Origin of the sequence: Endobacter medicaginis (assembly GCF_014192375.1) — a bacterium.
Lineage (GTDB): Bacteria > Pseudomonadota > Alphaproteobacteria > Acetobacterales > Acetobacteraceae > Endobacter > Endobacter medicaginis.
In genome coordinates, this window is record NZ_JACHXV010000001.1 from 255757 (window position 1) to 281167 (window position 25411).

Annotated in this window: 20 protein-coding genes; 11 read left to right on the forward strand and 9 right to left on the reverse strand. The window is 65.3% G+C overall.

The annotated features are described in order from the left end of the window. The first annotated feature begins 12 nt into the window (after window positions 1-12). From FHR90_RS01185 to FHR90_RS01195, 3 genes are all read left to right on the forward strand, one after another. Entirely contained in the window at window positions 13-1155 is a 1143-nt protein-coding gene (locus tag FHR90_RS01185; RefSeq protein ID WP_218062140.1) for a DegT/DnrJ/EryC1/StrS family aminotransferase, read from the forward strand. Further along, window positions 1152-1841, forward strand: coding sequence for a PglD-related sugar-binding protein (locus tag FHR90_RS01190; RefSeq protein WP_183274612.1), 690 nt, complete (start codon window positions 1152-1154; stop codon window positions 1839-1841). Before FHR90_RS01185 ends, FHR90_RS01190 begins: the two co-directional genes overlap by 4 nt. Before the next feature lie 141 nt (window positions 1842-1982). Beyond that, a complete protein-coding gene (locus FHR90_RS01195) occupies window positions 1983-3461 on the forward strand; it encodes a replicative DNA helicase (protein WP_176622256.1) in 1479 nt (492 codons plus the stop codon). Window positions 3462-3753: 292 nt separating this feature from the next. On the opposite strand, the gene FHR90_RS01200 is transcribed toward FHR90_RS01195, so the two are convergent. Both FHR90_RS01200 and FHR90_RS01205 read right to left on the reverse strand, forming a co-directional pair. Then, on the reverse strand, window positions 3754-5265 hold the full coding sequence (locus FHR90_RS01200) for a hypothetical protein (RefSeq protein WP_176622254.1): 1512 nt from the start codon (window positions 5263-5265) through the stop codon (window positions 3754-3756). Between the two features lie 343 nt (window positions 5266-5608). Next, complete coding sequence (locus FHR90_RS01205; protein WP_176622252.1) at window positions 5609-7465, reverse strand: hypothetical protein; 1857 nt, start codon at window positions 7463-7465, stop codon at window positions 5609-5611. A 165-nt stretch (window positions 7466-7630) separates the two neighbouring features. On the opposite strand from FHR90_RS01205, the gene FHR90_RS01210 reads away from it, so the two are divergent. The 5 genes from FHR90_RS01210 to FHR90_RS01230 all read left to right on the forward strand — a co-directional run bounded on the left by FHR90_RS01210 (window position 7631) and on the right by FHR90_RS01230 (window position 12455). Beyond that, on the forward strand, window positions 7631-9367 hold the full coding sequence (locus FHR90_RS01210) for an HAD-IIIC family phosphatase (protein ID WP_176622250.1): 1737 nt from the start codon (window positions 7631-7633) through the stop codon (window positions 9365-9367). Between the two features lie 28 nt (window positions 9368-9395). Beyond that, window positions 9396-9641, forward strand: a complete 246-nt coding sequence (locus tag FHR90_RS01215) for an acyl carrier protein (RefSeq protein WP_176622248.1) — start codon at window positions 9396-9398, stop codon at window positions 9639-9641. Further along, the gene (locus FHR90_RS01220) at window positions 9638-10516 is read left to right on the forward strand and encodes a hypothetical protein (protein ID WP_176622246.1); all 879 of its coding nucleotides are present in this window, start codon (window positions 9638-9640) and stop codon (window positions 10514-10516) included. The genes FHR90_RS01215 and FHR90_RS01220 overlap by 4 nt, the downstream gene beginning before the upstream one ends. Beyond that, on the forward strand, window positions 10513-11382 hold the full coding sequence (locus FHR90_RS01225; RefSeq protein ID WP_176622244.1) for a WcbI family polysaccharide biosynthesis putative acetyltransferase: 870 nt from the start codon (window positions 10513-10515) through the stop codon (window positions 11380-11382). Before FHR90_RS01220 ends, FHR90_RS01225 begins: the two co-directional genes overlap by 4 nt. A gap of 140 nt (window positions 11383-11522) precedes the next feature. Then, window positions 11523-12455: a glycosyltransferase family 2 protein gene (locus FHR90_RS01230; RefSeq protein ID WP_176622242.1), complete on the forward strand. Its 933-nt coding sequence runs from the start codon at window positions 11523-11525 to the stop codon at window positions 12453-12455. Between the two features lie 48 nt (window positions 12456-12503). On the opposite strand, the gene FHR90_RS01235 is transcribed toward FHR90_RS01230, so the two are convergent. The 5 genes from FHR90_RS01235 to FHR90_RS01255 all read right to left on the reverse strand — a co-directional run bounded on the left by FHR90_RS01235 (window position 12504) and on the right by FHR90_RS01255 (window position 18005). Next, entirely contained in the window at window positions 12504-13142 is a 639-nt protein-coding gene (locus tag FHR90_RS01235) for a DUF1796 family putative cysteine peptidase (protein WP_176622240.1), read from the reverse strand. Window positions 13143-13174: 32 nt separating this feature from the next. Continuing rightward, window positions 13175-14506 carry a glycosyltransferase family 2 protein gene (locus FHR90_RS01240; protein ID WP_176622238.1) on the reverse strand — a complete coding sequence of 444 codons (1332 nt, stop codon included), beginning with the start codon at window positions 14504-14506 and terminating at the stop codon, window positions 13175-13177. Between the two features lie 72 nt (window positions 14507-14578). Next, the gene (locus tag FHR90_RS01245; protein ID WP_183274613.1) at window positions 14579-15223 is read right to left on the reverse strand and encodes a DUF1796 family putative cysteine peptidase; all 645 of its coding nucleotides are present in this window, start codon (window positions 15221-15223) and stop codon (window positions 14579-14581) included. After that, window positions 15223-16686, reverse strand: a complete 1464-nt coding sequence (gene rfaE1, locus FHR90_RS01250; protein ID WP_176625262.1) for a D-glycero-beta-D-manno-heptose-7-phosphate kinase — start codon at window positions 16684-16686, stop codon at window positions 15223-15225. The genes FHR90_RS01245 and rfaE1 overlap by 1 nt, the downstream gene beginning before the upstream one ends. Then, the gene (locus FHR90_RS01255; protein WP_176625260.1) at window positions 16683-18005 is read right to left on the reverse strand and encodes a UDP-glucose dehydrogenase family protein; all 1323 of its coding nucleotides are present in this window, start codon (window positions 18003-18005) and stop codon (window positions 16683-16685) included. Before FHR90_RS01255 ends, rfaE1 begins: the two co-directional genes overlap by 4 nt. 145 nt (window positions 18006-18150) lie before the next feature. Between FHR90_RS01255 and FHR90_RS01260 the strand changes: the two genes are divergently transcribed. The 3 genes from FHR90_RS01260 to radA are packed head-to-tail and all read left to right on the forward strand — an operon-like array spanning window position 18151 to window position 21190. Continuing rightward, window positions 18151-18975 (forward strand): MlaE family ABC transporter permease, encoded by an 825-nt coding sequence (locus tag FHR90_RS01260; protein ID WP_183274614.1) that lies wholly within the window; start codon window positions 18151-18153, stop codon window positions 18973-18975. Further along, complete coding sequence (locus FHR90_RS01265; RefSeq protein ID WP_176626303.1) at window positions 18972-19775, forward strand: ABC transporter ATP-binding protein; 804 nt, start codon at window positions 18972-18974, stop codon at window positions 19773-19775. Before FHR90_RS01260 ends, FHR90_RS01265 begins: the two co-directional genes overlap by 4 nt. Then, window positions 19772-21190: a DNA repair protein RadA gene (gene radA, locus FHR90_RS01270; protein WP_183274671.1), complete on the forward strand. Its 1419-nt coding sequence runs from the start codon at window positions 19772-19774 to the stop codon at window positions 21188-21190. The genes FHR90_RS01265 and radA overlap by 4 nt, the downstream gene beginning before the upstream one ends. On the opposite strand, the gene FHR90_RS01275 is transcribed toward radA, so the two are convergent. Both FHR90_RS01275 and FHR90_RS01280 read right to left on the reverse strand, forming a co-directional pair. Then, window positions 21191-24286, reverse strand: coding sequence for an efflux RND transporter permease subunit (locus FHR90_RS01275; RefSeq protein WP_176622317.1), 3096 nt, complete (start codon window positions 24284-24286; stop codon window positions 21191-21193). Then, the gene (locus FHR90_RS01280; RefSeq protein WP_176622316.1) at window positions 24279-25397 is read right to left on the reverse strand and encodes an efflux RND transporter periplasmic adaptor subunit; all 1119 of its coding nucleotides are present in this window, start codon (window positions 25395-25397) and stop codon (window positions 24279-24281) included. Before FHR90_RS01280 ends, FHR90_RS01275 begins: the two co-directional genes overlap by 8 nt. Between the last annotated feature and the right edge of the window lie 14 nt (window positions 25398-25411).

Here is a 25411-nt window from a genome sequence, read left to right on the forward strand (position 1 = left end):
GGATCTGCCGGCGTGGTTCCGGTCTATCGCGCCAGGCTGCCCGCGGCGGAAGCGATCCTGCCCTATCTGCGGCAGATCGACGCCTCCGGTCAGTACAGCAACCGGGGCCCGCTGGTATGGGCGTTCGAGCGCCGGCTCGACAGTCTGCTGGGCGGAAATGCGGCGCATGTGGTGAGTGCCGCCTCGGGCACGGCGGCGATCGCCGCCGCGATCCTGGCCACCGCCGGACCGGCCTCGGCGGCGGCGCCGCTGGCGCTGATGCCGTCCTATACCTTCGTCGCCACCGCGCAGGCCGCCGAGCTGTGCGGCTATCGTCCCTGGTTCGTCGATGTCGATGCCGCAGGCTGGGCGCTCGATCCGATACGGCTGCGCACAAATCCGCAGCTCGGCCCGGCCGGGGTGGTGGTGGTGGCGGCCCCCTACGGCCGGCTGCCCGATATCGAGGGCTGGACACGATTCGCGGCCGACACCGGCCGGGCCGTGGTGATCGATGCGGCGGCCTCGGTGGAGGCGCTGGCCCGCCGGGTCGAGGCCACGCCCGACGCTCCGGTGGGGGTGCCGGTGGCGGTCAGCCTGCATGCCACCAAGCCCCTGGCCTGCGGCGAGGGCGGTCTGGTGCTGTGGTCGGATCGCACCGGGTTGGAACGGGTGGCGCGGGCGCTGAATTTCGGCTTCCTGGGCAGCCGCTCGGCGCAGTCGGCCGGGTTCAACGGCAAGATGAGCGAATACCACGCCGCCGTCGGTCTTGCCGCGCTCGACGGCTGGGGCGCGCGACGCTCGGCTGTGGCCCGGCTGCACGCGCGCATGGCCAGGATGATCCAGGCGCGCGGGCTGGGCCCGAGGCTGGTCGCCTGGCCCGATATCGCGAGCTGCTACCTGCTGCACGATGCCGGCGAGGCCGGTGATCCGGCGGCACGCACGCAGACACTCGCGCGTCGCCTTGACGAAAGCCGCATCGAGCACCGCTTCTGGTATGGTGGCGGCGTGCATCGCGAACCGGTCTTTCTCGGCCGCGACGGCTGTGATGCGCTGCCGGTGACCGAGGCGCTGGCCATGCGTCTGCTCGGCATTCCGGTGCGTGCGCCCGGTGGCGGGGACGCGGAGGACGAGGCGGTCGCGGCGCGGGTCTTCGATGCAATGGAGCAGGTGCCATGAGGAACCCGATCGTCATCTACGGATCGACCGGGCATGCGCTGGCGGTGCACGAGCAATTGCTGATGTATGGTCCGCGCTACCAGACGGTCGCCTATATCGACGACATCAACGCGCCCGGCGAGGTGCAGGGCGTGCCGGTGATCAGCTTCGAGACCTGGGCGGAGTCGTGGTCCGAGGTGCCGGTGCTGATCTCGATCGGCATGCCGGCGGGGCGGCGCAGGCTGGCAGAGCGTATCGCCGCCGCCGGTGGGCGCTTCGTGACCCTGTTCGACCGGGTGCCGCCGATCGCGTCCGATTTCGATGCCGGCGAGGGCACCTTCGTCGGCCAGCCCGCCTATATCGGCCCCAACGTGCGCTTCGGCCGCCATGTGCAGATGCAGCCGATGGCAGCGGTCGGGCATGACAGCCGCATCGGCGATTTCGTGACGATCTGTGCGTGTCACATCGCCGGTTGGGTGCTGGTCGAGGATGACGTGTTCGTTGGCATCGGCTCGGTGATCATCCATGGCAATGCCGCTCGGCCGCTGGTCATTGGTCGCGGCGCGGTGATCGGCGCCGGCGCCGTGGTGATGAAGTCGGTGCCGCCGGGCGCGGTGATGGTGGGCAATCCGGCCCGCGACATGAGCCTGCGCGGCCGGCGCGCGGCGCGACGCGGCGCGGCCGCAACGGACGGGGGCGAGGCATGACCGTGGCCGGCGGGACGCCGGTCACCGCGGTGGCCTGTCCGCTGTTCGATCTGCGCGGCGGCGGGGCTGAAACCCAAGGATCATGGGGATAAATCGCCGGGGGTGCGCGGCGGGGACGGTGGTGGTGTAGGATCGCGAGCGATGAGCATCACCACACTCGACCAGATCCCGGTTCGCCTGCCGCCGACCAACATCACCGCCGAACAGGCGCTGCTCGGTGCGCTGCTGGCCAACAACAAGGCCTATGAGCGGGTGGCGGAATTCCTGCTGCCGGCGCATTTCGCCGACCCGGTCAACGGGCGCATCTTCCAGTCGATCAAGCGCCGCGTCGAGGCGGGGCAACTCGCTGACGCGGTGACGCTGAAGACCGAGTTCGAACATAACGGTGCGCTGGCCGAGGTGGGCGGCACGGCCTATCTGGCGCAGTTGCTGACCGCGATGGTCGGCATCATCAATGCCGGCGAGTATGGCCGCGCGGTGCATGATGCCTGGCTGCGCCGGCAACTGATCGATATCGGCGAGACGGTGGTCAACAACGCCTTCGGCGCCGAGCCCGAGCTCGACGGCGCACGCCAGATCGAGGCGGCCGAGGAGCAGCTCTTTGCGCTGGCGCGCGACAATGCCGCCGATAACGGCATGGTGGATTTCGAACACGCGCTGGGCGCGGCGATCAGCTCGGCGGAGCGGGCGTTCAAGCAGGGCGGCCAGGTGACCGGGCTCACCACCGGCCTGCGCGACCTCGACAAGCGCACTGGTGGGCTGCATCCGTCCGACCTGCTGATCCTCGCCGGGCGTCCTGGCATGGGCAAGACCGCGCTGGCCACCAAGATCGCGTTCTCGGCGGCGCGCTCGCTGCTGGAGGCGGCGCGTGCGGCGGGGCCGGAGGTCAAGCCACGCGGGTCGGTGGCGATCTTCTCGCTGGAAATGAGTTCCGACCAGCTCGCTACTCGCCTGTTGTCGGAGGAGGCGCGGGTGTCGGGCGAGCGCATCCGGCGCGGCGATATCGGACAGAAGGATTTCGACCGTTTCGTCGCGGTGTCGCGCGAGCTGGGCGAACTGCCGCTGTTCATCGACGACACCCCGGCGATCACCTTGTCGGCATTGCGCACCCGCTGCCGGCGCCTGCAGCGTACGCGCGGGCTCGATCTGGTGGTGGTGGACTACCTCCAGCTCATGCGCCCCTCCGTCGGCACCCGCCCCGAGAGCCGGGTGCTGGAGATCAGCATGATCACCCAGGGTCTGAAGGCGATCGCCAAGGAGTTGTCGATTCCCGTCCTCGCCCTGAGTCAGCTGTCGCGCTCGGTGGAAAGCCGCGAGGACAAGCGCCCGATGCTGTCGGACCTGCGCGAATCCGGCTCGATCGAACAGGACGCGGATGCGGTGATGTTCGTCTACCGCGACGACTACTACCTCAAGCAGCGCGAGCCCAAGGAGGTCGCCTACGACAGCGCCGACAAGTTCCAGATCGCGCTGGAGGACTGGAAGCGCAAGATGGACCTCGCCTACAACAAGGCCGAGCTCCTGCTGGAGAAGCAGCGCCACGGGCCCACCGGCAAGATCGAGCTGTTCTTCGAGGGTGAGTTCACGCGGTTCGCGGACCTCGAGCAAAGATACGAGTAGCCGTTCGTCAAGGATTGGTTGTCATCCGTCTGAGGTATGGATGTCGGCGGCGATAGTCACCACGAAGTGATCTCATGGCGCTGTCTCCCATCTTGCTCCAACCTGTCGGAAGTGCTCGCGCCCGGAATGCAGGCATCCATAGGGCGACCCGTGGTGGGCTTGCGATCGAGCGGTTCTCTGGCCTCTGCCGGAGGTCATCGGGGTGGCGGCAGCGGCTCCAGCCTCGGCCGAGGACAACGGCCGCTGAACGACGTGCAAGGCGACGACAATGACGTCGTCGACGATCAAACCCTCACTTGACGTCGATTGGTCTGCGCCGGCCGTGGGGCATGTCACTCGCGTTCGGACGGCGAAACAAGCGGGCGATCGCCGACCGCCGAGGCAGGTCGGCTCCCCGGGGAGTTGCGATCGCATTCCGCATGACCGCCTGCTCGAACCAGTTGCCGGTGGTGAAGCCGGATTCCATGAACTTTGGCGGAACGGGAAACAACGTGAACATTTCGTGCGATCCGATCTCGTAGTTCACGATGTCGAGCTTTCCATCAGGGTATGCCCGGACGCATTTGCGAGCCCCGCCCTCGAAATCAACCGCAATCGCACTGGTGTCACCGAGTGTAACCTCTGAGTAGGTCGCGTTTCCCGTTCCATGCAGTGTAATACCGATGACCTCCTGACCCTTTGCAAAGGAGAAAGTCAGAAAATTACCGTTTCTTCTGACAATCACGGGGCGCTGATACGGAACGTCAACGGTCGAATGCACGAAAACGAGCGACTCCGCCACGATGTCATACGCCAGAAAAGTCGACAGCTCAGAAAACAGAAGATATGTGTCGTAGCGAGGAGTTCCATCTGGGCCCGACCAGTCATCAACGGTGATTTTCTCGGAATATCGGTCCAAGTGTCGTTGCCGAAAGACATCGTAAGCAAGGCTATAGTTCTTTCGTGCGTATAGCCGGCACAGCAATATATTTGCGATATAGCTTGCCTCGATATCCTTTATGTATGTTCGAATGGCGACATTTTGTGAATTCATGGCCCGAAGAGCCATTCGCGGTTTGCGACGAGCGGTCTCGTGCAAGACGCTCAAAATATATTTGACATTTGAACGAAGGCTATCGGTCAAAAACCGAAGGAGGCGGGTTTGGTCGTTCTCCATGATTATATTAATAAGTTTAAGCATGGCCACATCACTTTGGTATGTATCGATGGCGATATGCCCAATATGACGAAGACCAATTAGATCAAAAGAGGGGTGTTTTTTTGCGTACATTAAAGCAGAAAACTCGTCGATGATCTCCTTCGGATCATAAACAACGGTTATTTTGCCTTGAACATCTTCGGCTCGGGGAGCCATAGTCTTGAAAGATTCTCTCCTAACAATCTTATGCGCAATTAATCCGCTTCGAAGATAGATCTTTTTCTCATCATCAAGTTCAAGCTCGATCGGATCTACCGAATAATTAGGGTTAAATGCCAAGACGTGGGTTGCACCGAGCATCTTCGAGTATTTAATGGCTGCATAGCCGCCCATCGAGGAACCAATGATAATGACGGTTTTGTATAGCGCGATAATATTTCTGATTTTCTTCTCAATCGCTGCCATCTCCGGCGAGAGAAAAAAACCTCGGACTGAACTGGTAAATCCCAGGCAAGTAATACCGTTCCGCTGTGCTATGTCCTGAAGCAGATAGCGTCGCGACGCATCCTGCGTATCGCCGGCTGTAGTGAACGTAATCAGGAGATAGGCTGAATTGCCTTTATGGTAGTGGCAGTATATTTCTTCACCTTCGAAAATCAATGTCATTGCAGTGCGCCGTGCCTGTAGATCAATTCCGATCCGGGTCTGTATCGTTCAGCCCTACTTCATTATCGCCAAATGGCTCCAGAGGTAAAGGGTGGAGCCATACGCACGATGTCCCGCCGATGGTTTTGGACCGCCGTGGCGATCCCTTTGATCAGGATAGCGTGCACGTCCGTGCACTCTGACGCATCGTCAAACAATCCGACGGGTTGGTTGGGTGGACGTTTGCTCGTGCAGCGGTCGTCCGCCCCTTTTAGGAAGTCATAATATCGTGAGGTCCGATCATTCTCGCCTGATCGAGGATTGCCGCTCCATCCCTACAGTCGGTTTCTCGGCAGTCCTCTGGTCAGTTAGCGACCGGGTCGCCGTTGGCATACCAGACCCCCGCAGTCGTGCAGTAAGCGAGTGAGCCAGTTCCCTTGCCGGCAGCCTCCCCGTGGTTGCGTGCATCAAGCACGAATACCGACTGTCCGGCCGTGCACCCGCTCGGCAGCGAGGCGAACGTCGCCGTGGCATTGCTGATTGGGTGCCCGACATAGAGGTAGTTCGTATACACGCCCCAGTTGCCGAAGCTTGCGTCCCACTGGCGGTTGGTCGGTGTGGTGTCCGCGCCGCCATTCAGGAACAACGCCCCGCCGTAGAAGAAGGCGCCGAGATAGGCTCGCAGGAATGATGTCGCGATCCCATAGCTCGGCGCCAAAATGTCGGATGCAGGCGCGGTGGACGGCACGTTGGCGGTGTTGCCGTCCCGCGTGACGACGAGTCCCTTGGTTGCGCCGGGATCGGTTGTCCCGCCTGAGATCAGGCCACCGACGGCGATCATACGGCCGTGCATGTCGAAGCCGGCATCTATGTCACTGAGCTTGTAGTGTGCGCCGTATTTGTAATGCGCTGCGATGCACCAATCGAGCACGCTGTAGGTGCAAGCCATGCCGATATGCCAGCCGACATTTGCCCACGATCCGAACACGATGCCCACGGTGTCATTTGTATTGCCCAGCGCGTCAAGATGCAGCCCGTAGCGCGCATTGCTGGCAGTGCCGCCTTGCCCGTCCGAGCATGAGCCCTGGTCCAGGAGATCGCCGCGACTGTCGCAGCCGGAGTTGTTGAGATATTCGAGCTCGGCCAGTGACGAGCCGCCATACTGGCCCGGTCTCCATTCCATCACGGCATGGTAGGCGAATTGCAGGCCTCGCGCGATTGACGGCGCGACGCTGGTCCGCACCTCCTCGCCGACGACCGCGGCCGGACTGCCGGCGGCATAGCCATCGTAATCGAGCATTCCCGACAGAAGGAGCAGGTTCACCTGCTGGCCCGGAGGAGCCTTGACGTTCTGAAGAATTGCGAAGGCGTTCGCATTCATGGACGTTGGGGCTTGTGCATACACCGTGCCTGAAGCGCCTCCCCAGAAACACCCGCCACACGAGTCTGTCGCTTCCGCCATCGCCGAGCCATGGGCAGCGAAGACGCCACCATGCTCGACCAACGACGCTCCATCAGGAAGTGTGACTTCATCTCTAACGATCATGTAGTGATCTGCAGGCACCTCCAAAGTGCCAGGTACGCCGTTCGACGACGACAGTGCCGCTCCGGCAGCCTGGAATGCCGGCCGATCGTCCTGCTGGGCGATCGAGACAGGGGTGCCGGCCGCAACGGCCAAAGACAGCGGTGGAATTGTCAGCGCGGCCGTGCCGGGTGACGGGTAGTTGACGCCACTGATTGGCGCAGCTCCGTTGCCGTCGATGCCGAGATATCGCGCCGTTGCCAGTTTCGTGACCAGATCCGGCGTCGTCTTGATGACGACGGTGGTGGCACCCGAGGCGGCAGCCGAGATGGTCGTGGTGTCGATCACGCCCCCGACATTGCCGGTGGATGTTGCGGCAGCAAACGAGCGGACATTGATCGTATCGCCAAGTAGATCCATCAAGCGAGCCGAGATCGGCGCCGCCCGATTGTGGATCTGCTGAATGGTCGCAGGGCCCGCCGGGTTGAAGATCTGTCCCGCCGCGTCAAGGCCGGCGATGCCCCCGGGTCGACCGATCTGTCCGTCGATCGCGACGCCGATCTGCCTCAGGTCAGTGGATGCTATCGGATTTGGGGCGGCGGCCAGGAGCGCGTTCAACTGTGCTGCCGTCAGCCCGTCGGCGAGGCTGGGGCTCGACGTGAAACACATGGCGAGGAGGAAACCCAATGCATATTTCATCTTGATCCCTACCATCCGGCGTGCGCTCGAGATCTATTCTAGCCGTCCTCACCCGCGCACTCTCGCCTGATCGGCGACCGCAAGCTCCCCTGACTTGGGCCGGTCTATTGCTCATGCGCTGTCGGCAATCTATACGTATGAGACAGTCCGAGACATGAGCATACGATGCCTCAAACCTTGCAGCATGCCCTGAACGGTCGGCCGCAACCGACGGCGGTCGAGATTTTTACGCATGGCACACGACTGCTCAAGTCGGCGGGGCCGTCGGACCTGAGGATTGTGGTGGCCGGCTCGTCGACGATCGACATGGTCGCTCGCGCTGTGGCCGTCGCCACGGCGCTGGAGGGTCGCACCAGCGAGATCATCATCAGTCCGTTCGGTGCCTGGCAACAGGAGGCGCTTGATCCGATGTCGTCGTTGCGACGCGGCGGCGCGGACATCTTGGTGTTGGTCAATGACTGGCGCGATCTGGTGACTCCGATGCGTCTGGATGCGACGCTGGATGAGGTCCGTACGGCAGTCGCCGCCAAGGTCAAGTCATTTCGTGTGGTGTGGGATGCATTGGTTACGACGGGGGTTCGCGTCATACAGCATCTGCCGGCAGAGCCGCTCGCGAGGTATGCAGGAATCGCGGAACGACGTTTGCCGGCGAGCCCGCTGTCACAGATGCGTCTCGCGATCGACGCGCTTCTTGATGCCGGTCCCGAGATCATCTTTCTCGACATGGCAGGGCTCGTGGTCGACCCGCGCGCATGGTATGGGGCCAAGCTGACCTTTGGCCAACAAGCGCTGCCGGAATACGTTGCGCGTATGCGTGGCGCGCTGCGGACCGCGACAAGTCGTGCCAAGAAGGTCCTTGCGCTCGATCTCGACAACACGCTGTGGGGCGGTGTGATCGGTGATGATGGTGTAAGCGGGATCAAGCTTGGCCCCGAGACGCCGACCGGCTCGGCATTCACCGCATTCCAGGCCTATGTCAAGGCACTCGCGGCGCGCGGCATCATCCTCGCTGTCTGTAGCAAGAATGAACCCGAGATCGCAGAGACAGGCCTGTCGCACCCGCACTCGCTGCTCCAGCGCAGTGATTTCGCTGCGTTCGAGTGTTCCTGGTCCGACAAGGCCGGGGGGCTGCGTCGGATCGCGCAGGCGCTCAACGTGGGGATCGATTCGATCGTGTTCGCCGATGACAATCCGGTGGAATGCGCTTTGGTCCGCGAGATGCTGCCGGAGGTCGCGGTGGTCGAACTTGGCGGCGATCCGGCGGTGTTCATCGAGAAGCTGGATGCAGGGTGCTGGTTCGACAGCCAGGGTCTGAGCCGTGAGGACTTCGCACGAGGTGCGCTCTATCAGGCGCGCGCAGAGGCCAGTGCGGCGCAGGCGTCGAGTGGTGATTTGGGCAGCTTCCTCGCCTCGCTCGACATGAAAGGCGTTGCGCGTCCCGCCCAGGCCGACGAACTGGCACGGGTCGCACAGCTCGAAGGCAAGACCAACCAGTTCAACCTCACGACCCGCCGCTACGATCAGGCGCAGGTTGCTGCGTTCGCCGAGCGCGATGACGCGGTGGTGCTGGTCGGTTATCTCGCTGACAAATTCGGCGACCATGGGCTGGTCTCGACGGTGATCGGGGTCAAGGACGGCGATGCGCTAAGTATCGAAAGCTGGCTGATGAGTTGCCGCGTTTTCTCGAGGACGTTCGAGCACTACGTCATGCGCGAGATCCTGGTGACGGCTGGGCGGCTCGGGGCGAGGCGGGTCGTCGGCCGTTACGAGCGCACGTCCAAGAACGACGTGGTTGCCGACCTTTATGACAGGCTCGGTTTCAAGCGGATCGGCGAGGACGTCTGGGAGCGAGCGGTTGACCGCGATGCTACAGATCTCGAAACCTGCATCACGGCGCGCTGAACAACCGTTGACGACAAGGAGCAGGACTGTGGAGCAGACGGGAATTCTTGATCAGGTCAAGCAGGTCGTCAGCGATACGTTTGGAGTATCGGTCGGGTCGCTGACTGCCGAAACGACTGCGAACGACGTTGAGGGCTGGGACTCGGTGGCGCATCTGATCTTCATCAACGGGATCGAGAGCGCGTTCGGCGTGCGTCTGCCGATGCAGCAGGCATTGGATGTCTCCAATCTGGGCGATATGGCGAAACTTGTTCAAGATGTCCGGCAGGCATGAGCGAGGCGGAAAGCCGGAAGCCTGTGGTCCTCGTCGAGGGACATTGGCAATTCGCCCATCTGATCAGTTTGTTCGAATATACTCCGTCGATGATGCAGGAGGTCTCGTTTCGCCGCTTTGGCGATCTGGACGAGATGAGGCGGTTGCTCGACACCGCTGACGATGCCGACCGCATCATAGCCGTTGTGCGTCGGGTCGATCATCCCGATGATATCGAGCAGACACAACCACCGGTTTGGCTGCGCGAGGACATCTCGGTCATACGGGTCCCGGCTGAAAGCGCGGGCCATCTGTTTTGGCCTGTCGCGGGCACCGATACACGCTCTGTGGCGGAACCGCTTTATCCGAATGGACGCTACGGCTTCAGTGATCATCACGCGGAGGCACTTGCGCCTCGCGCCGGTGAGTCCGACGACAGACTTTACCAGGCCTATCTCGGGGAGAGTTCGGTCGAACTCGCCGCAGCACAGCCGCGCCTGGCGCACACCCTCGCCTTCATGCGGCGACTCGACAGCGTGTGCGACATAGCCTTCGCTGAGCATTTCGAGAGGACGCTGAGCGATGTGAAATATTTCACCGGACCGGTCACGGGGGCCGGGCCGTTGTTCGCTTGGCTCGCGAATTGCGTGCTGGGGTGTCTGGCCGCGCCTGTGGGTTGGGACACTAAGCGCCTGGAGACGCTGCGCGAGGCTGTTCGCTATCGAACAATCGGCTTCAGGGGTAATGCGGCGCATGAGTTTCCGGTCCACCCGGTGGTCGCGGCGTCGTTCGGCCTGTCCTGGGCGCAGAATGCGCGTTTCCGCTGGGGTAGGAACCTGTGGACACATCGCGAGGCGATGCTTCGTGCCATTCGCTGGGAGCCTTGGCTGCCATGACCAAACCGAAGCTGCTTGTCTATGCAAACTGCCAGGGCGATGAGATCGACGGTCTGGTGCGCCGCCTGCCGACAATGAGCGGGCTCTTCGACTATGAGAGGATCTTTCTCGGGTCGCTGCACGAGTTCATCGATGCCCATGGTGAGGCGGGCGCGCGCGATCGCCTCAACGACGTCGTCGCGGTCTGGGAGCAGAGCAGTCAGGCGAGCGAGCAGGAACGGGTTCTGATCCGCGATTTCGTGCCGCGGCAGGCTCGGTGGCTGCGCTTTCCGGCGCTCACCTGTTCGACCCTTTGGCCATTCGGCGTGAGCGACAATCGCCCCTGCGGCTACGAGCGCTACGCCTACAGCGACATGCTTGCCATGCGGGTCTGGCGGGAGTGCGGTGGCCCGGATGGCACGATCGACAGCCGTTCGGACGAGGAGCTTTTCGACCGCTACATGACCCTGTCGAGCCGGATGCTGCCGGACCTCGAGCGCACATTGGAGCGCGATATGCTGCAATGGACGCAGCGTGATCGCGATTGCGATCTGCCGATGGCGGATTTCCTGCACGCCAATCTCCGTGAGCAGCAGCTTTTCTATACGGTCGGACGCGCCAGTTGGGTCGCGAACGGCGAGATGACCCGTCAACTTGTTGCGGCCACTGCTCCAGCGGAGTCGCGCGATGACATCCTGGGTGAACTGGCGGCGGCAAGCGCTGGCTGCCTTGGCAACGATACGCTGTCCATTCCCGTGCATCCGATGATCATCGAGCGCCTCGGGCTGAAGTGGACAAATGCCTCGGCGATCTGGCATTGGAATTCCTACGAGTTTGATTTCCGGACCTGGGTTCTTCGTTGCGTCCGGCTCGTCGACTGCATGTAGGTCGCGGACCGTGCCCTACGGACAAAGAGACAAGTAGTAGAGAACGAAGAGGTTGCATGAACCACAGGTTTCGCAGGTCCTCGACTGTCGTGGAAGCTGTCCATGCGCCCGTCGTCACAGCATCTCCAACCGAGCTCGTGGTGACCGGAACGCCGCTCGGGGTTCTGCAGACGCATTGCGACCAGCTCGCGCGCGCCAGCTTCCATGATCAGCGGGCGTCCAGCAGTTGGCATCCTCACCAAGACGTCACTCTTGCTGCGCTTGGCTCAGCGGTCTTGGTGATGATGGTCAAGGACGAGTCCGACATTATTCGGCAGAATCTCCAACATCACTATAAGTTGGGGTTTCGTTACTTCTTCGTGCTCGACAACCGCAGTAATGATGCAACAGCGGCCGTGATCGCGGAGTTCAGGGCAGGCCACCCCGATGCCCAGGTCGCCTGTCTGTATGATTTCGTCGTCGGGTATTACCAGGCGGCGAAAATGGCGGCGGTCGTGGCGTTTCTGTCGATCTATCTGGAACATGAGAATAACCCCGGGCGCTGGTTGTTCTTCGTCGATGCTGACGAATTCATCACCTTCTGTGCGGGAGACGTTGTCGAGGGACCGAAACGGATATCGGCCGCACTCGATGACCCCGCACACAAGATGTTGGTCATGCACTGGGCGCAATGCGCGAGCATGGAGGTCGTCGAGCACGACACGCCGGACAGGTCGTTGCTGGAGACGCATACCCGGATATGGACCACTATGGAGCCTGCGGTGACCAAGGTCGCGATCCGGATGGACGCCGGGATGACCACGCGTCAGGGCAACCACATGGTGGAGTCGTTCCCCTATCAGACCGATGCCGCCGTGGTTCTCGCGGAATTCGGCCTCTACATGCTGCATTTCCCGCAGCGCAGCGTCGATCAGATGCGACGCAAGGTGGTCAATGGAGCCGCAGCCTATGCCGCGACCAAAGGCCAGGAGAATCATGGCGGCCACTGGCGCCAGTACTACGAGTGGTATTCCCAGAATGGCGACGTCGTACTGCGGCAGCTGATCCAGCAGCACATCGATAGCTGCTCCTAGATCCGGTCAGGATCGCGCCGCAGCAAGCGCGTGGCGACCACGACGGTCTCAAAGAGGGGCCGCGTTGATCCTGTAGGCATCGAAGACCGATCTCAGCAGAGTATTGTCACCCGGTGCAGAGTAGCGACGTCCGGCCTCGAACTCTGAACTTGGAGCAAACTCGACCGTTCGCGTATCGCCGTCCACCGCATGCTCGACGAGTTCGGCCTGCTGCTGCTTGGGTCTGATGCCTATAGTGAGAAAGGCTGGTGATGCAGTGGCCTCGCGAATGAGCGAACGCATGGTTTCGAGGCCGGGATATGCGAGCCACTCGACGCCGATCATCGTGACGAAAAGCTTCGGTCGAGGATCGGCAAGTACTTGGCGGAAGCGGTCCACCGCACGGGACAAGGAGCCGAAATCGGCATCGTTGCTGATGTCATGGTGAAGGATGATCAGGCCCGAGCCACAGTTCTGCTGAAAAAAGGGGTGCGTCCACTCATTGCGAGCACCACAGCACTGCCACTGTGCGCGGCTGAGAAACTGACTGAAATCGTCTCGAATGCAGGCCGCGACCATGTCGGCATTCGAAAACAACCAGTCGAATGGTGACGAAAAGCGTCGCAGCCCCGCATCCTCGATCGCCTGCGCCGTCGGGCAGGCCGTCCCTAGGCTGATCACGAAGGCGATGTCTTCGGCTGGTGTCATCAAATTAGGTTCCTGTTTACCAACGAGCCGGATCAAATGCACGAGTCGATGTGGGTCTGCAGGATTTCGCTCAGCACGTCCTCGCCACGGGTCTCGTAGGCGATGTAGCGCTCTCGCCAATGACCGCCGTGATTCTCGAGGCCCTTCGACGCCTTGAACGCCCGACCGCCGTTGATGACCTTCTTCTTCACATGCTCCAGCGAGCGCAGCGGCGCGTGGAGCATGTACCAGCCGTCCTCGGCGAGGACATGCATGGTGTCGAGAGGATGGTCGAAATTCTCGACGAAATGATTGCCCATGGCGGGATCGAGACCGAGCGCGCAGCGCAGCGCAATCTTCGGCACAGCCGGACGCAGTTGCGCCGGGCGCCGGACGAACACGGACAACATCTCGTCGCCCTCGGGGAGCGTCTGCATGATGTTCGCGGTCGCCGAGTTGACCCACTGCATCACGATCATCCCAACGGCCGGATCACCGAGAGCGGCCTCGAAGCGGGCAACTGCGCCGGCGTCGTCATCCCCGGCGTAGGCGATGAATTCGTCGGCATCGATAAAGAACATCCACTCGAGCGCACGTCCGTCGATCGCCGCGTAGTCGAGCAGCGTGCGCTGGAAGGCGGCAATCTTCGCCGACTGATAGTAGCCGACGATCGGGTCGTGCACGAGCAGCACCAGTGCATCGGGATGTGCGTCACGGAAAGCGGTCACCAGCGCGGCGGTGCCGTCGGTGCTGTTGTTGTCGAGCAGGCAGAAGCAGCGAAAGCCGAGCCGGTAGTGATGTTCGAGATTGGCGGTGACGATGTCGGCCTCGTCCTTGACCATCATTACCAGCCCGGCCCGTGCCAGCGCCGGCACGCTGCCTGGCACATGCAGGCCGGCCCAGCCCGGCTGCATGTCGGCGTAGCTGCTCTCCGCCCGGATCTCGCTGTGGCGCCGGGCCAGCCGGGCACGTCCGTCCGGCCTGACATTGGGGTAGACATGCTCGATCAGCGACAGCGCGAGGGCCGGTTGCCCGGCGCCGATCGCCGCGTCCACTCGAGGCCAGAGCGGCCAGTCGCTGCCAGGATCCATCGCCTGTGCCTCGACCAGTGCGGAGGTCGCCTCCGCCTCGCGTCCCAGCAGCAGCAGGCAGATGCCGCGCTCGATCAGGGCGCGGAAGCGGACATGGAAATCACCCTCGGCGATGGCCGGGGCAAGGATGTCGAGCGCCTCGGATGGATGGTCCGCTTCCTTGAGGGCGGTAGCGAAATCGACCCGCAGACCATCGTCGGGCGCGAGTGTCGACGCCTTGGCATGGAGTTCGCGCAGGGCGATGTCCGCCCCTTCCGTCTGCGCCCTGTGACGGAAACTCTCCCAGACGCTCATCGCGATCCCATCCTGTCGAGCACGGCGACGCAACGATAACACGGGCGTCCGGGTGGCGTCACCCGTCGTGGTTCAGGCCGGCTCGATCGCGAGCCGGTAGGGTGCGAACACGCAGCGCAGCAGCGCGCCGTCACCGGGGGCGGGAAAGCGAAGCCCGTCTGTGCTCGGCGCGCCGGGCGAGAAGCTCCAGCGGCGGAAGCGGTCGGCGCGCCCCACCTCGCGCAGCGTGCCGTGCGCGCGGGGCTGCGGCGGGCCGGGGTTGAGGCCGATCGCCAGCAGATCGGCGTCCGGCGCCTTGTCCTGCAGCCGCGCGCGGAGCTGGGTGAAGCTGCGTGCGTCGAGATGGCGGTTTTCGGTCATCACCACGAACAGGCTGCGTACACCGGGCCGCAATGCGGCGCGCAGCCGATCCGTCGCCCGCATCAGCCGGGCGAAGTCCGCATCGACACTGATATCGTGATGGTTGGTGATCGGGCCGAGCCCGAGCCGGGCGCGCAGTCGGGTGAGCGACCATTGCTGCGGGCCGCCCACCCGCTCCCAGGCAGAGCGGTCGCAAAACTGCGCGAAATCGTCGCGCAGGCAGGCCAGCACCAGCTTCGGGTCGGTGAAGGTCCAGTCGAACGGGCCGGAGAAGCGCCGCAGCCCGGCATCGGCGATCAGGGTCGCGGTCCAGCAGGCGGAGCCGAGGCTGAGGACCTGCGTGATCGCGGGCCGCATCAGCCGCCGCCGATGCGTGCGATGGTGCGCGTGGTGGAGTGCCCGGCGACGAGGTCCACCAGATCCACCCGGCCGCCGCGGGCGAGCACGAACTCCGCCCCCACCACCCGGTCGAGCGTGTAGTCCGCCCCCTTGACCAGGACGTCGGGGCGCAGCGCGGTGATCAGCGCCAGCGGCGTGTCCTCGCCGAACCCCACCACCGCATCGACATGGCGGATCGCGGCGATCACCGTCGCGCGGGCGGCGAGGTCGTTGACCGGCCGGCCCGCCCCCTTGAGCCGTGCGACGGAGGCATCCTCGTTGAGCCCCACCACCAGCCGGTCGCAGCTGGCCCGTGCTGCGGCGAGCAGGGCGACATGGCCGGGGTGGAGGATGTCGAAACAGCCATTGGTGAAGCCGACCCGCAGCCCCTGCGCCTGCCAGCGGGCCACCAGATCGCGGATGGTGGGCAGGTCGGCCAGCCCGATCGGGTCGGAGGCGTCGGGGCCGATGCCGTGGCCGTGCAGCTCGCGCTGCACCTCGGCGATGTCGGCGGTGGCGGTGCCGAGCTTGCCGACCACCACGCCTGCGGCCGCATTGGCCACCTCCATCGCCGCCTCCAGCGACATCCCCGAGGCATGCGCCAGCGCGAGCGTCGCGATCACCGTGTCGCCCGCACCCGAGACGTCGAACACCTCGCGCGCGCGGGCCGGCACCGAGGCCATGCGGCCATCGGGCTCGACCAGCATCATGCCCTTGTCGGAGCGCGTCGCCAGGATCGCCGAGCCATCGGTCTGCTGCGCGATCACCGCGCGGGCGGCGGCGACGACGTCCGCCTCGTCGCCGGTCGGCAGCCTTGCGGCGAGTGCCAACTCGCGTGCATTGGGGGTGATGCAGGCCGCGCCACGGTAGCGGGAGAAATCCTCGCCCTTGGGATCGACGAAGACCGGGATACCGCGCGCCTTCGCGCCGTCGATGACCGCGCGCAGCACCGCCTCGCCGCAGACCGCCTTGCCGTAATCCGACACCACCACCGCGTCGGCGCGGGCCAGCGGTGCGTCGATGGCGGCGAGCAGGGCCGCCTCCTCGTCGGGTGCGAGCGGGGCGCGGCTTTCCTCGTCGATTCTCACCACCTGCTGGTGGGTGGCGATGAAGCGCGTCTTGCGGATGGTCGGGCGGTGGCCGGTGACGATCAGCACGCCGTCGAGACGCGGGCGCTCGCCGATCAGCCGGCGCAGGATCGCGCCCGCCTCGTCCTCGGCAGCCAGGGCGAGCAGGATCGCCGAACCGCCGAGCGAGAGGATGTTGTTAGCGACATTGCCCGCCCCGCCGAGCATCTCCACCGTGCGCCCCTGACGGATCACCGGCACCGGCGCCTCGGGCGAGATGCGTTCCATGTCGCCATAGATGAAGCGGTCGAGCATCACGTCGCCGACGCACAGCACGGTGATGGCGGAAAAATCGAGCCCCGCGGCAGCGTTCATCGGCCGATGCCGCGATAGCGCATGCCGGCGGCGGCCATCGCGGCCGGGTCGAACACGTTGCGCAGGTCGACCACCACCACGCCCGCCATCAGGTCGCGCAGCTTCACCGGCGGGATGGCGCGGAACTCGTTCCACTCGGTGAGCACCAGCAGCGCATCCGCGCCGCGCGCCGCGTCCAGCCCGTCGGTGCAGTAGATCACGCCTTCGGGCAGCAGCGGCCGCGCCGCCTCCATTCCGGCCGGATCGTAGGCGCGCAGGATCGCGCCGGCCTCGGCGAGACGATGCAGGATCGGGATCGACGAGGCGTCGCGCATGTCGTCGGTCTCGGGCTTGAAGGTGAGACCGAGCACGCCGACGGTCAGGCCGGCGACGCTGCCGCCGCAGGCCTCGATCAGTCGCCCGGCCATCGCTTCCTTGCGGGCCTCGTTGACGGCGATGGTGGTCTCGATCAGCCGGCTCGGCGCGCCGGCCTCCTCGGCGATGGCGACCAGCGCGCGGGTGTCCTTGGGAAAGCACGAGCCGCCGAAGCCCGGCCCGGCATGCAGGAACTTGCGCCCGATGCGGTTGTCGAGTCCCATGCCACGGGCGATCTCGTGGACGTCCGCGCCGACGCGCTCGCACAGATCCGCCATCTCGTTGATGAACGTCACCTTCATCGCCAGGAAGGCATTGGAGGCATATTTGATCAGCTCTGCCGATTCGAGCGACGTGAACAGGATCGGCGCCTCGATCAGGTAGAGCGGCCGGTACAGACGATGCAGGATCTCGCGCGCCCGCTCACCCCCACCCGGCGCGTCGGTGTCGATGCCGATCACCACCCGGTCGGGGCGCATGAAATCGCCGATCGCGCTGCCCTCGCGCAGGAACTCCGGGTTGGAGGCGACATCGAAATCGAGATCGGGACGGGTCCGGCGCAGGATCTCTGCCACCTTGCGGCCGGTGCCGACCGGCACGGTGGACTTGGTCACCACCACCGCATGCGCGGTAAGCGCGCGTGCCACCTGGTCGGCGGCCTCGTGCACATAGGTGAGGTCGGCATGGCCGTCGCCGCGCCTTGTCGGGGTGCCGACGGCGATGAACACCGCCTCGGCGCCATCCACCGCATGGGCGATGTCGTCGCCGAAGGAGAGCCGCCCGGCGGTCGTATTGTCGGCGACCAGCCGGTCGAGCCCCGGCTCGTAGATCGGGATGCGGCCCTCGCGCAGGGCGGCCAGACGGCCGGGATGGGTTTCCACCACCCGCACCTCGGTGCCGAATTCGGCAAAGCAGGCGGCGGAGACCAGCCCCACATAGCCGCCGCCAATCATCGCTATCCGCATGACGCCAATCCCCGGCCGCGCCTGTCCATCGACGCTGTGCTCTAGCGGGCGCACCGCCGTTTGACCAGCGGGCGACGGGCACGGACCACGTGCCGCACGGTTGCGCTTTTGACCTGCGCGGCGCGCCGCGCTACGGCATGCGACGATGTCGTCTCCCCCCGCGCCTTCCGACGCCGCCGATGGGCTGCCACTGCCGCTCCGCCCGATCGCCGCCCTCGGCCGGACGGTGCTCGCGCTGCTGCAGGGAGCCGGGTCGCTGGCGCTGTTCGGGCTGGAGGGGCTCTCGCACCTGCTGCGGCCGCCCTTCTACGGGCGCCAGTTCCTCGCCGCCTTCCTCGAATTCGCCTTCTACAGCCTGCCGGTGGTGGCACTCACCGCGATCTTCTCCGGCATGGTGATCGCGCTGCAATCCTATACCGGCTTCGCGCGGTTCAACGCGCAGAGCGCGATCGCCTCGATCGTGGTGCTGTCGGTGGTGCGCGAGCTCGGACCGGTGCTGGCCGGGCTGATGGTGGCCGGACGGCTGGGGGCGGCGATGGCCGCCGAACTCGGCACCATGCGCGTCACCGACCAGATCGACGCGCTGACCACGCTGTCCACCAACCCGATGAAATACCTCGTCGCCCCGCGGCTGTTCGCCGGTATCGTGGCACTGCCGCTGCTGGTGGCGGTGGCCGATCTGCTCGGCGTGATGGGTGGGTTCCTGGTCGCCACCGTCAAGCTCGGCTTCAATGCGCACGCCTATGCGTCCGACACGATCGGCTTCGTGCAGACCTCCGACGTGGTGGTGGGTCTGGCCAAGGCGGCGGTGTTCGGGTTCCTGATCGCGCTGATGGGCTGCTACAACGGCTATCGCTCGAAGGGCGGTGCGCAGGGCGTGGGGTCTGCGACCACCTCGGCGGTGGTGTCGGCCTCGATCCTGGTGCTGGCCTTCGACTTCATCCTTACCGAGATGTTCTTCTCGCGATGAGCGGCACCGTCCCCAAGATCAGGATCCGCGGCCTGCACAAGGCCTTCGGCTCGAAGAAGGTGCTCGACGGCGTCGATCTCGACGTGATGCCCGAAACCTCGATGGTGGTGATCGGTGGTTCGGGTTCGGGCAAATCGGTGCTGCTGCGCTGCATCCTCGGCCTGATCGAGCCCGATTCCGGCAGCATCGAGATCGACGGTGTCGATGTGCTGGCCCTGGGCGAGCGGGCGCGTGACGAGATGCGCCAGTGTATCGGCATGCTGTTCCAGAACGCGGCCCTGTTCGACAGCCTCACGGTCTGGGAAAACGTCGCCTTCGGCCTGCTGGCCAAGGGGCGGCGGCCGCGTCACGGTGCCGAGCCGCGGCTGACGCGGGCGCAGGCCAGGGTGCATGCCGGCAAGGTTCTCGAACAGGTGGGTCTGGCGGCGAGTGTCGGCGATCTCAGCCCGTCGGAGCTGTCAGGCGGCATGCAGAAGCGAGTCGGCCTGGCGCGCGCCATTGCCGCGCGGCCGGAAATCCTGTTCTTCGACGAGCCGACCACCGGCCTCGATCCGATCATGGGCGCCGTGATCGACGGGCTGATCGTCGATTGCGTGCAGAACCTCGGCAGCACCGCGATCGCTATCACCCATGACATGGCGAGCGCGACACGGATCGGCACGCAGGCGGCGATGCTCTATCGCGGCCGCATCGTCTGGCGCGGCGCGGCGGCCGAGCTGCTGCACAGCGGCAACGACATGGTGGACCAGTTCACCCACGGCCGCCGCGAGGGCCCGATCAGCATGGAGCTGCGCAAATAAGCCGCAAATCGGTCCGTTTCGTCTGCCAGCAATGCGGGGCGGCATTCCCGAAATGGGCCGGGCGCTGCGAGACCTGCGGGGCGTGGAACAGCCTCGTCGAGGAGGCCGTCGCCCCCACGCCGCTGGCGGGCGGCAAGACGCGTCCCGCGAGCGGGGCGGCGGCGTCGCGGCTCGCATTCGTCCCGCTCGCCGGACAGAGCGAGCCGCCGCCACGCATCGAGACTTCGATTGCCGAGCTCGACCGGGTGCTGGGCGGCGGGCTGGTGCCGGGCTCGGTGGTACTGGTCGGCGGTGATCCCGGCATCGGCAAGTCGACCCTGCTGCTCCAGGCCGCCGCCGCCCTCTCGCGTGACCCGGCCCTGCCCGAGCGCGTGCTGTACGTGTCGGGCGAGGAGGCGATCGACCAGTTGCGGCTGCGCGCGCAGCGGCTGGGCCTCGCCGCACCGGGGCTGGGGCTGGCGGCGTCGATCGACGTGCGCGAGATCCTCGCCGCCCTGGAGGCGGCGCGCGGTGCGGCGCTGGTGGTGATCGATTCGATCCAGACCATGTGGCTCGATGGCGTGGACAGCGCACCGGGCTCGGTGTCCCAGGTGCGTGCGGCCGGGTTCGAGCTGATCCGGGCGGCCAAGGCGCGCGGCTTCGCGCTGATCCTGGTCGGGCATGTGACCAAGGAGGGGGCGATCGCAGGCCCGCGTGTGCTCGAGCACATGGTCGATGCGGTGCTGTATTTCGAGGGCGATCGCGGTCACCAGTTCCGCATCCTGCGCGCCGCCAAGAACCGCTTCGGGGCGACGGACGAGATCGGCGTGTTCGAGATGACCGATCGGGGGCTCGCCGAGGTGCCGAACCCATCGGCGCTGTTCCTCGCCGAGCGGCGCGGCAACATCGCCGGATCGGCGGTGTTCGCCGGCATGGAGGGCACGCGCCCGGTGCTGCTGGAGGTGCAGGCGCTGCTGTCGGGCAATAACGGGTCGAGTCCGCGGCGTTCCGTGGTGGGCTGGGATTCGGCGCGGCTGAACATGCTGCTGGCGGTGCTGGAGACGCGGGCGGGGCTGAAATTCGGCGCCACCGACGTCTATCTCAACATCGCCGGCGGGCTGCGGGTGAGCGAGCCCGCTGCCGATCTCGCGGTGGTGGCCGCCCTGGTCTCGGCCGCGACCGAGACGCCCAACTCCGCCGGGGCGGTGTTCTTCGGTGAGGTCGGCCTGTCGGGCGAGGTGCGTCAGGTGGCGCATGGCGAGGCGCGCCTGCGCGAGGCGCAGAAGCTCGGCTTCGAGCAGGCCTTCCATCCTCGCATGGTGGCGCGTGGCAACCGCAAGTTCAGTGCGCCGGCCGGCCTGCGCCTCGAGGAGATCGGCCACCTGACCGACTTCGTCGGCCGCTTCACCGGCAAGTCGAAGGAGTCCAGAGGATGACTATCCTCTGGTGGGGTTCGGTGCGACGCCCCGATCCGACGCCAGCAGCATGTAGACCGCAGGCAGCACGAACAACGTGAACAGCGTGCCGATCGCCAGCCCCGCCGCGATCACCAGTCCCATCACATAGCGCGACGCAGCACCCGCGCCGGTGGCGAGCACCAGCGGCATCACGCCGAGCACCATCGCCGCCGTGGTCATCAGGATCGGCCGCAGACGCAGCGCGCAGGCGCGCTCGATCGCATCGCGCTTCGACATCCCAGCCCCCTGCGCCTCCTTGGCGACCTCGACGATGAGGATGCCGTGCTTGGAGATCAGCCCCATCAGCGTGACGAGGCCGACCTCGGTGAACAGGTTGATGCTGGCACCGCCGATGCCGAGCCAGACGAACAGCAGCGCGCCGGCGATCGACATCGGTACCGAGACGAGGATGATGAGTGGATCGCGGAAGCTCTCGAACAGCGCGGCAAGGGCCAGATAGGTGATGATGACGGCGAGTGCGAAGGTGGCGGCGAAGCCACCGGTCTCATGGACGAACTGGCGCAGCGAGCCGACGGTGTCGGTGGTGTAGCCCGACGGCAGCATCTGGGCTGCGAGGTTCTGGAGGTAGTCGTAGGCCTCACCCTGAGTGATGCCGGGCGCAGGCAGGGCCTGGATGGTGGTGGCATTGAGCTGCTGGAAATGGGCGATCGATTCCGGCACCACGGTGTCGACGATATGGGCCACCGAGCGCAGCGGCACGGACACGCCGTTCACCGACTTGATCGGATAGTCCAGGATCTGTTCGGGGGTGAGTCGGAAGCGCCGCGCGACGAGCGGCTCGACCTTGTAGCTGCGCTGGTCGGTGGCGAAGAAGCCGACATAGCCGCCGCCCAGCATGGTGTTCAGTGAATTGCCCAGATCGTTCATGGTGAGATTGAGCGTCGAGAGCTTGGCGCGATCGACGACGATGGTCGATTGCGGCTGGTCGATCTTGAGATCCTTGTCGGCGTAGACGAATTTCCCCGAGGCGCGCATCCGTGCCAGGAACGCGTCGGAGACCTCGCCAAGCCGGGCGACGTCGCCGGTGCTCTGCAGCACATACTGCACCGGCAGACCCCACGAACCCGGCAGATAGGGCGGCACGAAGATCGCCAGTTCCAGACCGGGAATTTTTTGCAGCTTCGCCTGCACCTGATGGCTGATGGTGAACACGTCGCGATGGCGCCTGTTCCAGTCCACCAGGCTGAGGCCACCCTGCACCGAGGGCGGCGAGACCACATGCCAGTAATCGCGCTCCTCGGGCACCGAACGGTAGATGTCGGTGATCGCATCGTCGTAGAGCGACAGCGCTTCGAGCGTGGCATCGGGAGCGCCGTTGCCGGAGACGACGAGTTCGCCCGTATCCTCGGCGGGCGAGAGCTCGTGCTTCGAATGCTGGTAGAAATACCACGAGCTGACCAGCACCACGCAGCCGAGGATCAGGATCGTCGGCTGCTGGCGCAGGGTGTGGCGCAGCAGCGCGCTGTAGCGGCGCTGGAGCGATTCGAGGGCGCGCTCGGAGGCATGCTCGATGCGTTCGCCGAGCGAGGGCCGATGGCCGTCGGCGCTGCGCGCGCGCAGCAGGCGGGCGCTCATCATCGGCGACAAGGTCAGCGCGAGCAGCGCCGAGACGCTAACCGCCGCGGCTAGGGTGAAGGCGAACTCGATGAACAGCGCGCCGGTCAGCCCGCCCTGCAATCCGAGTGGCACATAGACCGCGATCAGCACCACGGTCATCGCGAGGATCGGTTGCAGCAGCTCGGAGGCGGCGGCGGAGGCGGCAGCGAGCGGGGTGAGACCCTCGGCGAGATGGCGGTTGACGTTCTCGACGATGATGATGGCGTCATCGACGACGAGGCCGATCGCCAGCACCAGTGCCAGCAAAGTGAGCAGGTTGATCGAGAAGCCCATCGCCGCCATCAGCGCGAAGGTGCCGATCAGCGACAGCGGAATCGTCACCAGCGGCACCACCACCGCCCGCGGCGAGCCGAGGAACGCGAACACCACCAGCGAGACGATGACCAAGCTCTCGAGCAGCGTGATCACCACCTCATGGATCGAGTTGCGGATGTAGTCGCCGCTGTTGCTGAGGATGGAGATGTGCAGTGTGGGCGGGATCTGGTGGCGCAGGGTCGCGATCTGCGCACTCAGCGCCTGCGCGACGGCGAGCGTGTTGGCGGTCGCGGTGGGTTTGATCTGGATATAGACACCGCTCTGGCCGTTGGCGGTGACCCTGAACGTGTCGGGGTCGCTGCCGAACTCGACCCGCGCCACGTCTCCGAGACGGATGATGTGGTTGGCGTTCTGCCTGATGACCAGATCGCGGAACTGCTCGGCGGTGTGCAGGCCGGACGTGATGTTGAGCGTGACCGACACGCTGTGGCCGAGTGTGTTGCCGACCCCGGTGATGAAGTTGTTGGCCGACAGCGCAGCCGACACCTCGGCCGGGGTCAGGCCGAGGGCGGCCATCCGGTCGGGATCGAGCCAGGCGCGCATCACCGTATTGGGCGCACCCTGGATGTCCACCGACTGCACGCCGGGGACGGATTGTAGGCGGGGGCCGATCACCCGGCGGGCGAAATCCGCGATCTGCACGAAGGAGAGGTCGTCGCTGTTGATGGCGAGATCCATCACCTCCTGCCCGGAAATGCCGAGGCTGATCGAGGGCTGCTGCACGCCGGCCGGGAACTGCGCGGTCGCCGCACTGACATAGGAGGTAATTTCGGCCAGTGCCCGGGTCGGGTCGTAGCCGAGCTTGAGTGTGACCTCGATGTCCGAGGTGCCCGTCGTCGAGCTCGACGTCATGTAGTCGATGCCCTGTGCCTGGCTGACCGCGCCCTCGATCGGGGTGGTGACGAAGCCGGCGACCGTCGCCGGGTCGGCGCCGTAGTACTGGGTCTGGATCTCGACGCCGCCGCGCACCGTATGCGGGAACTTCTCGATCGGCATGGACTGCTCGGCGCGCAGCCCGAACACCAGCACGAGGATCGAGATCACGCAGGACAGCACCGCGCGATGGATGAACAGGTCGGTCAGCCGCGTCCGTCCGGTCGTGGGGGAATGGGCCTCACTCATCGGTCAGCTCCCCGCTGAACGGCGCCGCCGGGCGCAGCGTGTCGTTGATCTCGACGATCGAGCCGTCGCGCAGCTTGAGCTGCCCGGTGCCGACGATGGTCTCGCCCGATTTGAGCCCGTGCGTGACCACCACCATGTCGTCCTGCGCCTCGCCGGTGGTCACCACGCGCGAGTGGGCGACGAAGCGGCCGGGATGATCGGCCAGTGGGGTGAGCACATAGACGAAATTGCCATACGGATTGAAGCTGACCGCGCCCTGCGGGACCGCGAGAACCTCGTGCGGGCCGCCACGGTCGAGACGGACGGTGGCGAACATCCCCGGCAGCAGCGCATGGTCGGCATTGGCCAGCGAGGCGCGCACCGATACCATGCGGCTGGCCGGGTCGATGCGGCTGTCAAGCGCGATGATCTCGGCGGTGAAGCGGCGGTCCGGCCAGGAATCGACATGCAGCTCGACGGTGCCGCCGGGATGCAGCTCGCCGATCTGCTGCTGGGCGACGTTGAAGTCGACATAGATCGGGTCGAGCGATTGCAGCGAGGTGATCGGCGTGCCGGCCGGCAGGTATTGGCCGAGATCGACCTGTCGGATGCCGAGCTTGCCGGCGTAAGGCGCGCGGATGGTCTTCTCGTCCATCGCCTGGGATTGCGCGGCCGCCTGGGCCTGATAGCTGCGCAGGGTGGCGATGTCGGTGTCCACGGTCGCGCGGCTGACCGCCTGTGCCTCGAACTGCTTCTGGTCGCGCGCGAAATTGGCCGTCCACAGCGCGACTTCGGCATTGAGCTGCGCGAGCTTGGCCGGGTCGTCGTAGAGGCGCAGCCGCACCAGCACGGTCCCGGCCTTCACCTCCTGCCCGGACTGGAAATCGATCTCGTCGACGATGCCGGAGACCTGGGCGGAGAGATCCGCGCCCTGCACCGCCCGCATCTGCCCGAACGCCTTGAGCGTGCTCTGCCAGCGCATCGGGCGCACGGCATAGTCCGACACCACCTGCGGCGGTTCGGCGGCCTCGCCATGCGTCGCCCCCGGCTGCGGCCGGTGCAGGTACCACCAGATCGCGGCGCACAGCCCGACCAGCACGATCATCGGCAACAGCAGGCGGGCAGGTTTCATCGGCATCTTCCGGT

Coding starts and splice junctions, on each gene's coding strand:
- FHR90_RS01190 (WP_183274612.1), top strand. CDS start 1,152: ATGAGGAACCCGATCGTCATCTACGGATCGACCGGGCATGCGCTGGCG.
- FHR90_RS01195 (WP_176622256.1), top strand. CDS start 1,983: ATGAGCATCACCACACTCGACCAGATCCCGGTTCGCCTGCCGCCGACC.
- FHR90_RS01200 (WP_176622254.1), bottom strand. CDS start 5,265: ATGACATTGATTTTCGAAGGTGAAGAAATATACTGCCACTACCATAAA.
- FHR90_RS01205 (WP_176622252.1), bottom strand. CDS start 7,465: ATGAAATATGCATTGGGTTTCCTCCTCGCCATGTGTTTCACGTCGAGC.
- FHR90_RS01210 (WP_176622250.1), top strand. CDS start 7,631: ATGCCTCAAACCTTGCAGCATGCCCTGAACGGTCGGCCGCAACCGACG.
- FHR90_RS01220 (WP_176622246.1), top strand. CDS start 9,638: ATGAGCGAGGCGGAAAGCCGGAAGCCTGTGGTCCTCGTCGAGGGACAT.
- FHR90_RS01225 (WP_176622244.1), top strand. CDS start 10,513: ATGACCAAACCGAAGCTGCTTGTCTATGCAAACTGCCAGGGCGATGAG.
- FHR90_RS01235 (WP_176622240.1), bottom strand. CDS start 13,142: ATGACACCAGCCGAAGACATCGCCTTCGTGATCAGCCTAGGGACGGCC.
- FHR90_RS01240 (WP_176622238.1), bottom strand. CDS start 14,506: ATGAGCGTCTGGGAGAGTTTCCGTCACAGGGCGCAGACGGAAGGGGCG.
- FHR90_RS01245 (WP_183274613.1), bottom strand. CDS start 15,223: ATGCGGCCCGCGATCACGCAGGTCCTCAGCCTCGGCTCCGCCTGCTGG.
- rfaE1 (WP_176625262.1), bottom strand. CDS start 16,686: ATGAACGCTGCCGCGGGGCTCGATTTTTCCGCCATCACCGTGCTGTGC.
- FHR90_RS01255 (WP_176625260.1), bottom strand. CDS start 18,005: ATGCGGATAGCGATGATTGGCGGCGGCTATGTGGGGCTGGTCTCCGCC.
- FHR90_RS01260 (WP_183274614.1), top strand. CDS start 18,151: ATGTCGTCTCCCCCCGCGCCTTCCGACGCCGCCGATGGGCTGCCACTG.
- FHR90_RS01265 (WP_176626303.1), top strand. CDS start 18,972: ATGAGCGGCACCGTCCCCAAGATCAGGATCCGCGGCCTGCACAAGGCC.
- FHR90_RS01275 (WP_176622317.1), bottom strand. CDS start 24,286: ATGAGTGAGGCCCATTCCCCCACGACCGGACGGACGCGGCTGACCGAC.
- FHR90_RS01280 (WP_176622316.1), bottom strand. CDS start 25,397: ATGAAACCTGCCCGCCTGCTGTTGCCGATGATCGTGCTGGTCGGGCTG.